Origin of the sequence: uncultured Maribacter sp., assembly GCF_963977385.1 — a bacterium.
Lineage (GTDB): Bacteria > Bacteroidota > Bacteroidia > Flavobacteriales > Flavobacteriaceae > Maribacter.
This window is the reverse complement of the sequence record NZ_CAXBOU010000001.1, coordinates 622345-636094: the sequence shown is the minus strand read 5'-3', so window position 1 is coordinate 636094 and position 13750 is coordinate 622345. Positions and strand designations below refer to the sequence as shown.

The following is a 13750-nucleotide window of genomic DNA, read 5'->3' as shown; positions in this document are numbered from 1 at the left end:
AAAATTAAAACCTACTAAAAAGATACAATAACACCAAAACGTTGCGTTTAATTGGTAAGGAAATTTAAAGTCCCAATATCTTCGCATCAACAAAAAAGGTCGAATTAACATCTAATTCGTGATCCGTACTCATCAGTTCATCCGTAACCGTATTTAACCGCAGACTAAATTCATCCTTTTTTATATACTCTTTTAAATCTGCATCTGATGTGTTCAATGTTATTCTATTTCCTGCTTCCTCAGGCACCTCATCTAATGATGCAATTAGAATTTCTCCTAATCCATCCGCAGAAATATAAATCTCTATAGAATTTAAAAAGCTAAAATCAGCAGTATCGGGAGAAACTATAATCAGTTCTAACTCAGTTAACGTTATTTCTTCAATTAGGTCTTTTCGCGTATCATTAACAGCAAATGTAGATTCTGAATTTGTCTCCATTTCCGGAGTAAAAATATCAAAAGGCAAATTCACACCAGTAGATGATGGTATAGTCGCTCGCTGGCTATATTCCATATCGAACTTAGTTAACTCATCTAATTTATCACAACTTACAAATAGTATGAATACGCATAAAATCGAAAAACACTTCTTAAACATAGTATTAGGGGCTTTAACCATGTAAACGAATTATACACTTTAATATTTCGCAGATAATCTCATCAAGTGATAAGCTCAAATCTTTTTATCTCGTAAAAATATATGTTACCTCATCATCTGAAATTTGAGGGCTATCTTGAAATGTCAACGTTAATAATGATTCTTCAACCTCAAAACGATATACTGAGTTATCTGAAAAGCCCAATCGGTCTGCTTGACCACCATAAAAATGTTCGCCAGCTTCCCTGAAAAAAGTATATTCTCCATCATGGGTAACGGTAACTAAATCTCTGTCTGAATTAAAAACAATTTTGGTTAGGGAAAAATCCGTATTCGGTTCAAAACCACAATAGCAGATCACCCGTGAAAGCACCCATTCACCCTCTAAAACAGCATCTGCAATAGCAGGTTCATCATCTGGATTACACGCAAAAAACGACAATGACAAAACAACCAAAAATCTAAGCTTCATATTAAACCTTTCAATATAAGATGGCACAACATACAAATGGTTGCTTATTCTAGCTCAATACCAATACAAAATAGTTTTTCTTACCTCTTTGCAATAGAACAAACTTATCATTGATTAGATCATCTGTAGTAATCAAAAAATCTTCCTTAACTTTTTCTTTGTTTACAGAAATTGAATTTTGCTTTAACTCTCTTCTTGCTTCACCATTAGAGCCTAGAAAATTAGTTTTGGCAGCTAATGCTCCAATCATATCTAAACCATCAGTTAATTCTGATTTAGAAAGTTCTGCTTGTGGTACGCCTTCAAAAATTTCTAAAAATGTTTTTTCGTTCAGCCCTTTTAAATCAGAAGCGGTAGACTTGCCAAATAAAATTTCACTTGCACGAACTGCATTTTCCAAATCATCTTGTGAGTGTACCATTACCGTAATCTCATCGGCCAATCTTTTCTGTAATAATCTTAAATGAGGTGCTTCTGTATGTTGCTTAATCAAATCTTCAATTTCTTGCTGACCAAGAAATGTAAAAATCTTTATGTATTTATCTGCATCTTCATCTGAAGTGTTCAACCAATATTGATAGAATTTGTATGGTGATGTTCTTTCCGCATCTAACCACACATTACCACCTTCGGTCTTACCGAATTTAGTACCATCGGCTTTTGTTATCAACGGACAAGTAAGTGCATAACCTTTACCGCCTGCTATTCTTCTAATTAATTCAGTACCTGTGGTAATATTACCCCATTGGTCACTACCGCCCATTTGAAGGCTGCAATTATGCTCGCGGTACAAATGAAGAAAATCATACCCTTGCACTAGCTGATACGTAAACTCTGTAAATGACATCCCTTCTTTTGCTTCAGATGAAAGGCGTTTTTTTACCGAGTCTTTCGACATCATGTAATTAACGGTGATGTGTTTACCAACATCTCTTATAAATTCTAAGAATGAAAAATTCTTCATCCAGTCATAATTATTGACTAGAACTGCAGCATTATCACCTTCACTAGAAAAATCTAAAAAGCGTGACAATTGCTCTTTCAATGCATTCTGATTGTGTAGAAGCGTTTTTTCATCAAGTAAATTTCGTTCTGCAGATTTACCAGAAGGATCACCTATCATACCTGTAGCACCCCCAATTAGTGCATAAGGCTTGTGGCCTGCTACCTGAAAATGGCGAAGCATCATAACCCCTACCAAATGACCTATATGTAAAGAATCAGCAGTAGGGTCAATACCCATATAAGCTGATCGCATTTCTTCCATTAAATGTTCCTCTGTTCCTGGCATTGCATCATGCAACATTCCGCGCCATTCTAACTCCTTGACAAAATTTGATGTCATCCTTTCCTGAATTTTAATTGAATTGCAAATATAAATGGAATTCTTGCCAGTACACAGTAGATCAAAGCAGGAATTTATTCGACTCTATTTCCTAAATTTGAAGTATGGTATTAGTTACAGGAGGCACAGGATTGGTGGGGTCGCATTTGTTGCTGAAATTAACGATGGACAATACTGAAGTTCGAGCAATATATAGAACTGCCGAAAAATTAGAACAGGTTAAAAGAATCTTCAGCTACTACTCCCCTAATGCAAATACACTCTTCAATAAAATTGATTGGGTAAAAGGTGATATTTTAGATATACCTTCCTTAGAACTTGCTTTTCAAAAAGTAACCCATGTTTATCATTGTGCAGCCTACATATCATTTAATCCGTCAGATTTTAATTTATTAGAGCGCATAAATAGAGAAGGCACCGCTAATATTGTAAACATGTGTATTGCAATAGGTGTAAAGAAATTATGCCATGTGAGTACTATTGGTACCATAGGGAGAACCATAACCGATGAGAAAGCTACTGAAGAAACCGAATGGAGCAGACAACATACCAACCCATATGCCATAACAAAATACTTGGCAGAAATGGAAGTTTGGCGTGGCTCACAAGAACAGTTAGAAGTTGTAATAATTAACCCCGGAGTTATTTTAGGCCCTGGCTTTTGGGAAAGCGGTAGTGGTACATTTTTTAAAACAGCATCTAAAGGCTATCCATTTTATCCTCCTGGTGGTTCAGGATTTGTTACTATCGCCGATGTTACAAATTCAATGGTCAGTCTTATGAATTCAAATATTTCTAGAGAACGTTTTATAATCGTTGCCAAAAACCTCACTTATAAGGAGATTCTGAGCAACATTGCGAGTAAGATGGGTAAAAAATTGCCTAGTAAAGAGCTGAAAATGTGGCAACTTCAGCTTGGGAAATTTGGAGATCAGATAAGAAACTTGGCTACAGGAAAAGCTAGAACAATAACAAATAGTACCATCTATGGTCTAAAACACCCCTCGAAATTTGACAATTCGAAAATTAAAAAAGCTCTAAAATTTGAGTTTGAGCCGATAGACGAAGCAATAAAATTATCTACGAAGCTATTTATTGAGGAATTACCTTAGAGCTAGTAGAATCTTTGCTGATATTCTTTAGATTCTTTTTTTCAACTTTTTTCAAACGGCTAAGACTATCATTTAACATTTTCTCTGACTCTAACTGCAAGCGTTGATTTTCTAAACTTGTCTCAACATCTTTATACATCGTTTCATAGATCAATGGCTTAGATGCATAATAGCGATCACTATCTACAAATTGAGCACTATCAATCTCAAATTTTTCGAATATATATATAGTTGGCTCTATACCATTATCTTTCAATTGACCTATGTTGGTTCCTTTTGCAGCATTAACAATAGCCATTTCCTTAAAAATTAATACCATTTTGTCTTCAGGTATTAAATTCTCAGGCTTCTTAATCAACTCTTCTGCACATGAATAAAGCAACAATATCAATACCACAACACTTAAACTATACTTCATGGTCTGTTATAGGTTAGTCTTTTAGCATTTTTAGTTTCTGAAAAATCTCCATTGGTATACCCTAGATGTCCATTTATGAATGTATGTACCACTTTTGAAGAAAATGTAACATCTTCGAATGGTGACCATTTACATTTGTAGGCTATATTTCCTTTGGTAACCGTCCATGGGTTATTCAAATCGGCCACCACTAAATCAGCATAATATCCTTCGCGGATAAACCCTCTTTTTTCAATCTGGAATAATATCGCTGGGTTATGACACATTTTCTGCACCATTTTTTCCAATTTTATTCTACCTTCTTTCACTTTTTCTAACATGGCTGGAAGCGCATGCTGTACTAATGGTCCGCCAGATGGTGCCTTGGTATATACATTATTCTTTTCCTCCAATAAATGAGGGGCATGGTCTGTTGCAATTACATCAATTCTATCATCTAATAAAGCATCCCATAATTGTTCACGGTCTTTCGCAGTCTTCACCGCAGGGTTCCATTTAATTAAGGTTCCTTTGTCATTATAATCCGCATCAGAAAACCACAAATGATGAATACACACCTCAGCAGTTATTTTCTTTTGTTCTAACGGAATGTCATTTCGAAATAAATCAGTTTCCTTACCTGTCGACACATGAAATACGTGTAATCTAGCTCCCGTTTTCTTTGCCAAGGCAATCGCCCTAGAAGATGACAAATAACATGCTTCTTCACTTCTAATAATTGGATGATACTTTATTGGAATATCATCTCCGTACTGTTCCTTGTATTTAGCTAAATTTTCACGAATGGTAGTTTCATCTTCGCAATGAGCAGATATAACCATTTCTGTATTGCTAAAAATACTCTCAATTATCTTTTCATCATCAACCAACATATTACCTGTTGATGATCCTAAAAATAATTTTATGCCAGAACATGCATTTTTATCTAGTCTTTTTAATTCTTCAAGATTATCATTCGTGCCACCAAATAGAAATGAATAATTTGCATAAGCTGAATTTGAAGCCATAGCAAACTTTTCTTCTAGTTTTTCTATTGTTGTAGTTTGTGGTGTGGTATTTGGCTGCTCCATAAAAGTGGTAATACCGCCTGCAAGCGCCGCCCTACTTTCTGTTGCGATTGTTCCCTTATGTGTTAGACCTGGTTCTCTAAAATGAACTTGATCGTCAATAATACCAGGCAAGATATGCATGCCTTTTACGTCAATAACCTTTGCATTGGCATCAGTAATATCTTTCGCTATTTTTACGATTAAATCATCTTCTATTAGAATATCATTTTCTTGAATGACTCCTTCATTGACAATGACACCATTCTTTAATAAAATCTTACCCATAGTTAAAATTTATTCCTTAAAAATAGACTTCTCATTTTCATAACAAAGACACCCCAAATTGCCTCGCTTATAATTGAAGAGCTCATTTTTGATTTACCTAATACACGGTCTCTAAAAATAATAGAAACTTCTTCTATTTTGAACTTTTTTAAATGGGCCCTAAACTTCATTTCAATCTGAAAAGCATAGCCCACAAACCGAACAGAATCTAAATCGATAGCCTCCAATACCTGTCTTTTATAGCATACAAAACCCGCTGTTGGGTCATGAACACGCATACCGGTAATAAGTTTAACATAAATAGAAGCACCGTAAGACAGCAAGACCCTATACAATGGCCAATTTACAACGTTTACTCCTTTTTTATATCGAGAGCCAACCGCAACATCCGCACCATTAATACAAGCCTTTTGTAGTCGTATCAAATCTGAAGGGGTATGCGAAAAATCGGCATCCATTTCAAAAATATAATCATAGCCTTTCGCAATCGCCCATTTAAAACCATGAATATAAGCTGTACCCAAGCCAGATTTTTCAGTCCTGGTCTCTAAAAAAAGTTTTCCTTTAAATTCATCTTGAAGCCCTTTTACACAATCGCCGGTTTTATCTGGAGAATTATCATCCACAATAAGCACATGAAATTCTTTCTTTAAATCAAACACCGCCCTTATTATGGCTTCAATATTCTCTATTTCGTTATAGGTAGGTATGATTACAATACTACTGGCCATATTTATTACAGGGTATTTCGACAAAAGTAAGGTTTTAATGGTCTTCTTAAAACGGGCCACAATACCTTTATGAAATTTTTAAACTATGTACCTAACCTTAAATTTGTAATTTTGCCATCAAGTATCCTATGCTAATGTTGACTAAAATTCCTAAGCAGTTCTATTTTTTTCTAGCTGCTATTTTCATTCTTAACGTTATTCAATCCAGTTTTACGCAACTCATATTTGATGAAGCCTATTACTGGTACTACAGCCAGAACATGGCTTGGGGTTATTTTGACCATCCACCAATGGTCGCTTTAATGATTAAAATTAGTAGCTATTTTTTTAATGGTGAACTTGGTGTACGGTTTATGAGCTGTGTTCTTTCTTCCGTCAATATCATATTGCTCTGGTTAATGATTGACAACCCAAAAAAGACCGATTATATAAAACATTTCTTTGTACTGGTTTTTTCCATGACGCTACTAAACGCTTATGGCTTCTTTACCTTACCCGATACACCTCTACTGTTTTTCACAAGTTGTTTCTTATTGACCTACAAGCATTTTATTAAAAAGCCATCATTAGGTCTATCTATATTATTAGGGGTATTTATGGCTGCATTAATGTACAGTAAGTACCATGCAGTATTAGTGATATTCTTTGTACTACTATCAAACTTGAAATTAGTGCGAAACAAATATGCATGGTTTGCAGTTCTCGTAGCCCTTCTTTGCTATACCCCTCATTTTTATTGGTTATACGATAATGACTTTGTATCTATTAAATATCATTTATACGAAAGACCTAATGGAGCCTATAGCTTTGAAAAATATACCTTAGGCTTTTTCGTGAATTTAGTAGCTGTTTTTGGCCTCACCTTCTTTTTTATCTATAAGGCACTTTTTAAAACCAAAAGCAACGACTTGTTTACCAAGGCACTTATATACCTAACTTATGGGGTAATTGTATTCTTCTTTGTTTCCAGTTTTAATAGAAGAGTACAAACACAGTGGATTATTATTATTTGTATTCCCATGGTAATAATTGCATATAACTATATGCTTCAAAACAAACAGGCCTTGACTTGGATTTATAGATTAGGACTTATTAATACGATAATAATCATCTACTTAAGAATGGGTCTAGCCTATCAACCACTTCTTTTCAACTTCTATTATGAATCGCACGGCAATAAAGAATGGGCCCAAGCGATTGAAAATGAAGTAGGAGATATACCCGTGGTGTTTGAAAATTCATATAGAAATGCCCCTATGTATTCTTTCTATACCGATGGTACACCGACATTTTCTTTAAATAATTACATGTACCGTAAAAATCAGTATTCGATAGATGATTCTGAAGAAAAGGTACGTGGTAAAGACATTGCTTACATTTCAAAATACATTAATGACAACTCATTTTCTTACGAAAGGGAAGATGGCGGACTTTATAAAGGGAAATACATCCCTAATTTTCAGTCTTTTCGTAAAGTAGAATGTGTTGTCGAAGACACTCCAATAGCTTTAAATTCTGATGAAAATATTACGTTAAAAGTTTTTAACCCCTATAAAGAGTCTATCGATTTAAGTAAAATAAAGTTTGCTGTCACCTACATGGATAATTACAAAATTCCTAAGGAAACTCTAAAAATAGAACCGAAAGCTATAGAATCAAACACACAAGTATTAAAACAACAAGACACCACCAATTTTAAATTTCGATTACCTAAAACAGAAAAGGAAAACATTGGTTACTTTAGGGTAGTCATTTCTGAGAACAATCTCTATTTTGGCCTAAACGGTAAACCAATTCCAATCAAATAATGGAACCTATTGCCAGAACATTTTCTCAAAACGATTGGATCACTATAACTCTTATAGTTAGTCTTCTGTTCCCATTAATCGCCAAAAGCTTCTATTATTCTCGTTTTTTCAGTTTTATCATTCTTCCTTTTAACAATAAGTACATTACCATGTACACCAAGAAGGAGAAATTGTTTAATTGGTTCCACATCCTCATGAGTATCTTTCAAATCATAAATACTACTCTTTTTATTTTTTTTATATGGCGTATCTATATGCCTCATGCACAGGTTAAAAACCCGTTTATTTTTCCTTTGCTTCTTGCAGGTGTTTTCTTATTCTTAAGTGCAAAAACAATGGCACAGCTGTTCAATGGTTTTATATTTAATTCATACAAAACCTTCAATGAACTGATTTTTAAGAAATTAACCTACCTTAATTATTCTGGCATTATTCTCTTTATAGCTAATGTTCTTTTAACCTACGTTTTTATCGACTCAAGAATCGTAGTTTCAATTGCGCTTATTCTCTTCTTGGTCATTAATATAATTGGCTGGGTGACAGTACTAAGGAATTACCAAAATTTTATTAGCTCCTATTTTTTCTATTTTATTTTGTACCTTTGCGCACTCGAAATTGCACCCTTATTTATTATAGGAAGCTTTCTAAAATAGCGCAGCGTATGAAAGTAAAAACGATTTTGGTCTCTCAACCAGAGCCAAAAATGGAAAATTCTCCCTATTCCAAACTTATCGACAAAGAAAAGGTTAAGGTTGATTTTAGACCGTTTATTCATGTAGAAGGAGTTGATGCAAAAAGTGTGCGTCAGCAAAAAATAGATTTGAATGATTTTACTGCCATTATCTTAACCAGTAGAAATGCAGTAGACCACTTCTTTAGAATCGCAGAAGAAATGCGATTTAAAGTTCCTGATTCTATGAAATACTTCTGTCAATCAGAAGCCGTTGCTTACTACCTACAAAAATACGTTGTCTACAGAAAACGTAAGATTTATGTAGGAAAGCGATTGTTTACAGATTTAGTGCCTTTAATTAAGAAATATAAGGACGAAAAATTCTTATTACCTTCTTCAAACGTACTTAAACACGATGTACCTGAAACATTAGAATCATTAAGCATCAATTGGAAAAGAGCTGTTTTCTATAACACGGTTATTAGCGACCTCTCTGATTTAAGAAATGTGTATTATGACATTTTAGTATTCTTTAGTCCATCTGGCATCGAGTCTCTATTACAGAACTTTCCGGATTTTGAACAAAAAGAAACTAGAATTGCAGTATTTGGTAATTCTACTGTAGAAGCCGCAACTGGTGCGGGCTTAAGAATTGACATTAAAGCTCCTACTCCAGAAACACCATCAATGACTATGGCGTTACAAAAGTATATTACAAGCGTAAACAAATAATTGACTCAAAAAAGTCAATAAAAAAAGCCTTGCAATGCAAGGCTTTTTTTATGTTTTAAAATGCGTACCGTTGTGGGCCGCCCCTCCTTATCTCTTCACTGGCAAAACTTTCATACTTCTTAAAATTCTCTCTAAAGGCATTAGTTAATTTAAATGCAGTCGTATAATATTTTTCATCGTTGTTCCAAGTTGATCTTGGACTCAATACCGACGTAGGCACACCAGGGCACTCCCTAGGCTGCGCTACTCCAAATACAGAATGAATATGGTACTTATCATACGAATACAACCCTAGGTCTCCATTAAGGGCAGCAGTTATCATCGCTCTTGTATATTTCAATTTCATTCGCGTTCCTATTCCGTAAGGGCCGCCTGTCCATCCTGTGTTTACCAACCAAACAGCTACACCAGACTCTTTCATTTTCTTACTTAACATTTCCGCGTATTTCGTTGGATGTAAAGGCATAAAGGGCGCGCCAAAACAAGCTGAAAAAGAAGGTTGTGGCTCAACTACACCAGCTTCCGTACCTGCAACCTTAGCCGTGTAACCAGATATAAAATGATATGCAGCCTGACTAGGAGTAAGTTTTGATATAGGAGGTAATACACCGAAAGCATCAGCTGTTAAGAAGAAGATATTCTTAACATTCTTACCAATAGATGGCTGTTGTATATTATCGATATGATGAATAGGATAACTAACCCTCGTATTCTGTGTTATTGAGGTATCGGCAAAATCAACATTTCCTTTATCATCCAATATTACATTTTCAAGAATAGCACCTGGCCTTATAGCTCCATATATTTCTGGCTCCTGCTCTTCAGATAGATTGATGACTTTTGCATAACAACCACCTTCAAAATTGAATACGGTATTTCGACTCGTCCACCCATGTTCATCATCACCTATTAATTTTCTGTTAGGATCTGTAGACAAGGTCGTTTTCCCTGTACCAGACAATCCAAAAAAGATTGCTGTATCCCCATCTTCACCTACATTAGCGGAACAGTGCATCGGCAATGTTTCTTTATAAACAGGTAATATAAAATTCAAAGCAGAGAAAATACCTTTTTTGATTTCACCGGTATAACCGGTACCACCAATAAGCGCAATTTTATCTGTAAAGTTTAGAATTGCAAAATTATGTTGCCTTGTTCCATCTAATTCTGGATCTGCCATAAAACCAGGAGCATTGATAACAGTCCATTCAGGAGTGAAATCAGCTAACTCGACTTCCGTAGGACGCAAAAACATATTATAAGCAAACATATTAGACCAAGGATATTCGTTTATCACCCTAATATTTAATTGATATTCCGGGTCTGCACACGCATAGCTATCTCTAACGAAAAGTTCCTTTTCATTTAAGTAGTCTATTACCTTTTGATATAATGAATCAAATTTTTTCTTTTCAAATGGAATATTAATATTACCCCACCATACTTTATCTATTGTAATATCATCTTTAACAATAAAACGATCCATAGGTGATCTACCTGTAAATTCACCAGTATTGACAGCAAGTGTACCATTGCTTGTTTCAACTCCCATATTCATTTCTAGAGTAGCCTTTTGTAGTTCTTCAGGATCTTCTTGATAATGAAAATTAGAATGTGTTATCCCATATTTTTTTAGGGATATTGTATTCGCATTTGTTGTTGAGCTTTTCATGCTTTTGAAAATTTATTCAAGTAAAACTAAAAAAATAAAAGGTGAACCCTTGATTTTCAGAGCTTAATTAGCCCCAATTCTCGTCGAAATACGAATTCAATTAAAGAATGATGAAATTTGAAAAATATTCGCAGCAAAAATATTCCTTTTATTACAGTATATTAATCTATAACGTATTTTTAATACATTATTATAGATTTTGATGTAATATTTTAAGAAATAAATAAAATTTAAAGTTTTTAATTCGACCTTATTTTAGCAATAATCCAAAATATTCGGTTGTTTTGGCGGTCAAAAGGTCTGCTGCATGCTGCATATTGTAGTCGAGACTTTTGGTGGAATCTTGTATTTCAAATACATCATAAATGCCTCTTTTTTTTAGCTCCTTTTTTTCGATATCCAATTTCCCACAAATAGCAATTACAGGAATATTTTTACGAACACCTAAAGCAAGAACCCCTTGAATCAACTTACCGTGTAACGTTTGTTCATCTATTCTACCCTCGCCAGTTATTAAAAAATCAAACTTCTCTTTTGTCAATAAATCATTTACACCAGAAAGCTCTAATATAAAATCTATGCCATTACAATAACTTGCACCAAGAAAAGATTTAAGGCCATAAGCAACTCCGCCAGCAGCGCCAGAACCTGGCAACTCTGCATACAGAAAAGAATATTTATCGAAAATAACAACATCTAAATTTCTAAGTCCAAGATCTAATTCTTTAATCATCTCTTTTGTAGCTCCCTTTTGCCCTGCATAAATATGTGCAGCACCATCCTTTCCAAGTAAGGGATTGTTAACATCATTTACCGCAAAAAATCTAATCTGCTTTAAGCCCTCAAAAACATCTGTATCGTCTATCGAATTAATCTTACTCAAACTAGCACCAGTAGCTAATAGCCTGTTACCGCTCTTATCCAAGAAAGAATATCCTAAGGCTTGCGCTATTCCTATTCCACCATCATTAGTAGCGCTTCCCCCTAAACCTATATAAATATTCTTTACGCCTTTCTCAATAGCATCTTTTATTTGCAGACCTGTACCAAATGTACTGGTCAACATAGGGTTTCGTTCTTCTGGCTTAAGCAATTCCATACCCGAAGCGTTCGCTAATTCGATATATGCCGAATTACTTTCTTGATTATATAAATAGTAGGATTGAATTGGTCTCCCTAATGGATTCTCACTAATTACCTGTACCGAAATACACGCTTTATAATGAGCTACCGCATTCATAAAACCATCTCCCCCATCAGAAGCTTTAATGTAATGTGAACTAAATGGAATTCCTGATTTTTTGACACCGGCAATAAAAGCCTTAGAGACTTCCACGCTGGTTAAAGAGCCTTTAAACTTATCCGGAATCAGTAATAGTTTCATTTGTTTAGATTTTGCGGGAAACTATCTATCGTTATATCCCATAATTCTGGGAGAACAAAATATACAAAAAAGGTTAATATAATTATAGATATGATGTTCATAAAGAACCCTTTGCTTACCATATCAGGAATTCTTAAATAGCCTGACCCGAAAACTACAGCATTAGGCGGTGTTGCTACCGGCAGCATAAAAGCACAGGACGCAGCCACGGCAGTACCTACCATTAATACAAATGGATGCACATCTATTGTAAGTGCCATTGGTGCCAATACTGGCAATAACATTGCCGTAGTTGCGAGGTTTGATGTTATTTCGGTTAAAAAATTCACTGCAGCAATCAATACTAAAATCAAAACCAAAATCGGCAATCCAGCCAAAGAAGTCATCTGACTACCTATCCATGTAGCTAGACCGCTCACTTCAAAACCTTTAGCTAAAGCCATACCACCTCCGAACAACAATATAATACCCCAAGGCATTTTTACGGCTTCTTCCCAATTAATCAATTGTTCTCCTTTCTTCTTCGAAGGAATCAAAAACAAAACAATCGCAAAAAATATGGCAATTATGGTATCATCAAGTCCAGGTAAAATCTTTTGCAACAAAAAAGACCTAGTGATCCAACAAAACGCAGTAAGTGCAAAAACAAAAGCCACAACTTTTTCTTCGTAACTAATCTTACCTAATTTTAATAATAGTCGTTTTATCTCTTCTTTGCCCCCGGGAAAAGATTTTTGTTTGAATGTAAACGCATATTTAGTTAAATACTTCCAACAGATAAAAATTAATATGATGGAGATAGGAAGTCCGAAAACAAACCATTGCATGAACGTTATTTCATAACCATAGGTATCCAAAACTACACCCGCCAACACTAAGTTTGGCGGCGTACCGATCAATGTTGCCAAGCCACCAATTGATGCACTATAAGCAATAGCCAACATTAAAGCCTTACCAAAGGTCTGGTTTTCATCTTCTATGGTATCAGGATTATCTTGTAACTGTTTAATAATGGCCAAACCTATTGGAAGCATCATAACAGCTGTTGCCGTATTCGATATCCACATCGATAAGAATGCGGTTGCCACCATAAAACCAAGTATAATCTTTCGAATATCCGAACCAATTAAATTAATGATATTCAATGCGATACGTCTATGTAAATTCCATTTTTCAATAGCAATAGCGATAATGAAGCCACCCATGTATAGAAAAACATACTTATGCCCAAATGAACCAGAGGTAGATGACAAATCTAAGCCGCCAGATAACGGAAATAAAACTAATGGTAGCAAGGCGGTAACTGCGATAGGTATTGCCTCGGTTATCCACCAAATAGCTATCCATAATGTAGATGCCAGTATTGCATTGGCTTCCTTAGAAAGTCCTTCAGGATGGAAAAATAATAGAATTAAAATAAAGGAAACGGGACCTAAAACAAGTCCTAATAATTTAGTTTTACTCATACAAA

The 13750-nt window shown here is 34.8% G+C and carries 13 protein-coding genes; 4 read left to right on the top strand and 9 right to left on the bottom strand.

Annotation, left to right across the window (positions count from 1 at the left end):
- Positions 1 to 64: 64 nt before the first annotated feature.
- The 3 genes from AAC084_RS02770 to tyrS all read right to left on the bottom strand — a co-directional run bounded on the left by AAC084_RS02770 (position 65) and on the right by tyrS (position 2415).
- Positions 65 to 514 carry a hypothetical protein gene (locus AAC084_RS02770; protein WP_339836583.1) on the bottom strand — a complete coding sequence of 150 codons (450 nt, stop codon included), beginning with the start codon at positions 512 to 514 and terminating at the stop codon, positions 65 to 67.
- 169 nt (positions 515 to 683) lie between these two features.
- Positions 684 to 1070, bottom strand: coding sequence for a hypothetical protein (locus AAC084_RS02765; protein WP_339836581.1), 387 nt, complete (start codon positions 1068 to 1070; stop codon positions 684 to 686).
- A 49-nt stretch (positions 1071 to 1119) separates the two neighbouring features.
- Positions 1120 to 2415, bottom strand: coding sequence for a tyrosine--tRNA ligase (tyrS, locus tag AAC084_RS02760; protein WP_339836578.1), 1296 nt, complete (start codon positions 2413 to 2415; stop codon positions 1120 to 1122).
- Positions 2416 to 2519: 104 nt separating this feature from the next.
- On the opposite strand from tyrS, the gene AAC084_RS02755 reads away from it, so the two are divergent.
- Positions 2520 to 3527, top strand: a complete 1008-nt coding sequence (locus AAC084_RS02755; protein WP_339836575.1) for an NAD-dependent epimerase/dehydratase family protein — start codon at positions 2520 to 2522, stop codon at positions 3525 to 3527.
- On the opposite strand, the gene AAC084_RS02750 is transcribed toward AAC084_RS02755, so the two are convergent.
- The 3 genes from AAC084_RS02750 to AAC084_RS02740 are packed head-to-tail and all read right to left on the bottom strand — an operon-like array spanning position 3508 to position 6010.
- The gene (locus tag AAC084_RS02750) at positions 3508 to 3945 is read right to left on the bottom strand and encodes a DUF4296 domain-containing protein (RefSeq protein WP_339836573.1); all 438 of its coding nucleotides are present in this window, start codon (positions 3943 to 3945) and stop codon (positions 3508 to 3510) included. The genes AAC084_RS02755 and AAC084_RS02750 overlap by 20 nt on opposite strands.
- Positions 3942 to 5279 (bottom strand): dihydroorotase, encoded by a 1338-nt coding sequence (locus tag AAC084_RS02745; protein ID WP_339836570.1) that lies wholly within the window; start codon positions 5277 to 5279, stop codon positions 3942 to 3944. Before AAC084_RS02745 ends, AAC084_RS02750 begins: the two co-directional genes overlap by 4 nt.
- Before the next feature lie 2 nt (positions 5280 to 5281).
- Positions 5282 to 6010, bottom strand: a complete 729-nt coding sequence (locus AAC084_RS02740; protein ID WP_339836857.1) for a polyprenol monophosphomannose synthase — start codon at positions 6008 to 6010, stop codon at positions 5282 to 5284.
- Positions 6011 to 6144: 134 nt separating this feature from the next.
- Between AAC084_RS02740 and AAC084_RS02735 the strand changes: the two genes are divergently transcribed.
- From AAC084_RS02735 to AAC084_RS02725, 3 genes are read left to right on the top strand one after another with little or no spacing between them, the layout of a single operon-like run.
- Complete coding sequence (locus AAC084_RS02735) at positions 6145 to 7818, top strand: glycosyltransferase family 39 protein (RefSeq protein WP_339836568.1); 1674 nt, start codon at positions 6145 to 6147, stop codon at positions 7816 to 7818.
- Positions 7818 to 8471 (top strand): DUF4271 domain-containing protein, encoded by a 654-nt coding sequence (locus AAC084_RS02730; protein ID WP_339836565.1) that lies wholly within the window; start codon positions 7818 to 7820, stop codon positions 8469 to 8471. Before AAC084_RS02735 ends, AAC084_RS02730 begins: the two co-directional genes overlap by 1 nt.
- A gap of 8 nt (positions 8472 to 8479) precedes the next feature.
- Positions 8480 to 9223 carry a uroporphyrinogen-III synthase gene (locus AAC084_RS02725; protein ID WP_339836563.1) on the top strand — a complete coding sequence of 248 codons (744 nt, stop codon included), beginning with the start codon at positions 8480 to 8482 and terminating at the stop codon, positions 9221 to 9223.
- A gap of 55 nt (positions 9224 to 9278) precedes the next feature.
- On the opposite strand, the gene pckA is transcribed toward AAC084_RS02725, so the two are convergent.
- The 3 genes from pckA to AAC084_RS02710 form a co-directional block, all read right to left on the bottom strand.
- Positions 9279 to 10895: a phosphoenolpyruvate carboxykinase (ATP) gene (gene pckA, locus AAC084_RS02720; protein ID WP_339836561.1), complete on the bottom strand. Its 1617-nt coding sequence runs from the start codon at positions 10893 to 10895 to the stop codon at positions 9279 to 9281.
- A 250-nt stretch (positions 10896 to 11145) separates the two neighbouring features.
- Complete coding sequence (locus AAC084_RS02715; protein WP_339836559.1) at positions 11146 to 12279, bottom strand: glycerate kinase; 1134 nt, start codon at positions 12277 to 12279, stop codon at positions 11146 to 11148.
- On the bottom strand, positions 12276 to 13745 hold the full coding sequence (locus AAC084_RS02710; RefSeq protein ID WP_339836557.1) for an SLC13 family permease: 1470 nt from the start codon (positions 13743 to 13745) through the stop codon (positions 12276 to 12278). Before AAC084_RS02710 ends, AAC084_RS02715 begins: the two co-directional genes overlap by 4 nt.
- Positions 13746 to 13750: the final 5 nt, after the last annotated feature.

Bases quoted from the DNA above. Each gene is read 5' to 3' on its own strand.
- AAC084_RS02770 (WP_339836583.1), bottom strand. From the start codon at position 514: ATGGAATATAGCCAGCGAGCGACTATACCATCATCTACTGGTGTGAAT.
- AAC084_RS02765 (WP_339836581.1), bottom strand. From the start codon at position 1,070: ATGAAGCTTAGATTTTTGGTTGTTTTGTCATTGTCGTTTTTTGCGTGT.
- tyrS (WP_339836578.1), bottom strand. From the start codon at position 2,415: ATGACATCAAATTTTGTCAAGGAGTTAGAATGGCGCGGAATGTTGCAT.
- AAC084_RS02755 (WP_339836575.1), top strand. From the start codon at position 2,520: ATGGTATTAGTTACAGGAGGCACAGGATTGGTGGGGTCGCATTTGTTG.
- AAC084_RS02750 (WP_339836573.1), bottom strand. From the start codon at position 3,945: ATGAAGTATAGTTTAAGTGTTGTGGTATTGATATTGTTGCTTTATTCA.
- AAC084_RS02745 (WP_339836570.1), bottom strand. From the start codon at position 5,279: ATGGGTAAGATTTTATTAAAGAATGGTGTCATTGTCAATGAAGGAGTC.
- AAC084_RS02740 (WP_339836857.1), bottom strand. From the start codon at position 6,010: ATGGCCAGTAGTATTGTAATCATACCTACCTATAACGAAATAGAGAAT.
- AAC084_RS02735 (WP_339836568.1), top strand. From the start codon at position 6,145: ATGTTGACTAAAATTCCTAAGCAGTTCTATTTTTTTCTAGCTGCTATT.
- AAC084_RS02730 (WP_339836565.1), top strand. From the start codon at position 7,818: ATGGAACCTATTGCCAGAACATTTTCTCAAAACGATTGGATCACTATA.
- AAC084_RS02725 (WP_339836563.1), top strand. From the start codon at position 8,480: ATGAAAGTAAAAACGATTTTGGTCTCTCAACCAGAGCCAAAAATGGAA.
- pckA (WP_339836561.1), bottom strand. From the start codon at position 10,895: ATGAAAAGCTCAACAACAAATGCGAATACAATATCCCTAAAAAAATAT.
- AAC084_RS02715 (WP_339836559.1), bottom strand. From the start codon at position 12,279: ATGAAACTATTACTGATTCCGGATAAGTTTAAAGGCTCTTTAACCAGC.
- AAC084_RS02710 (WP_339836557.1), bottom strand. From the start codon at position 13,745: ATGAGTAAAACTAAATTATTAGGACTTGTTTTAGGTCCCGTTTCCTTT.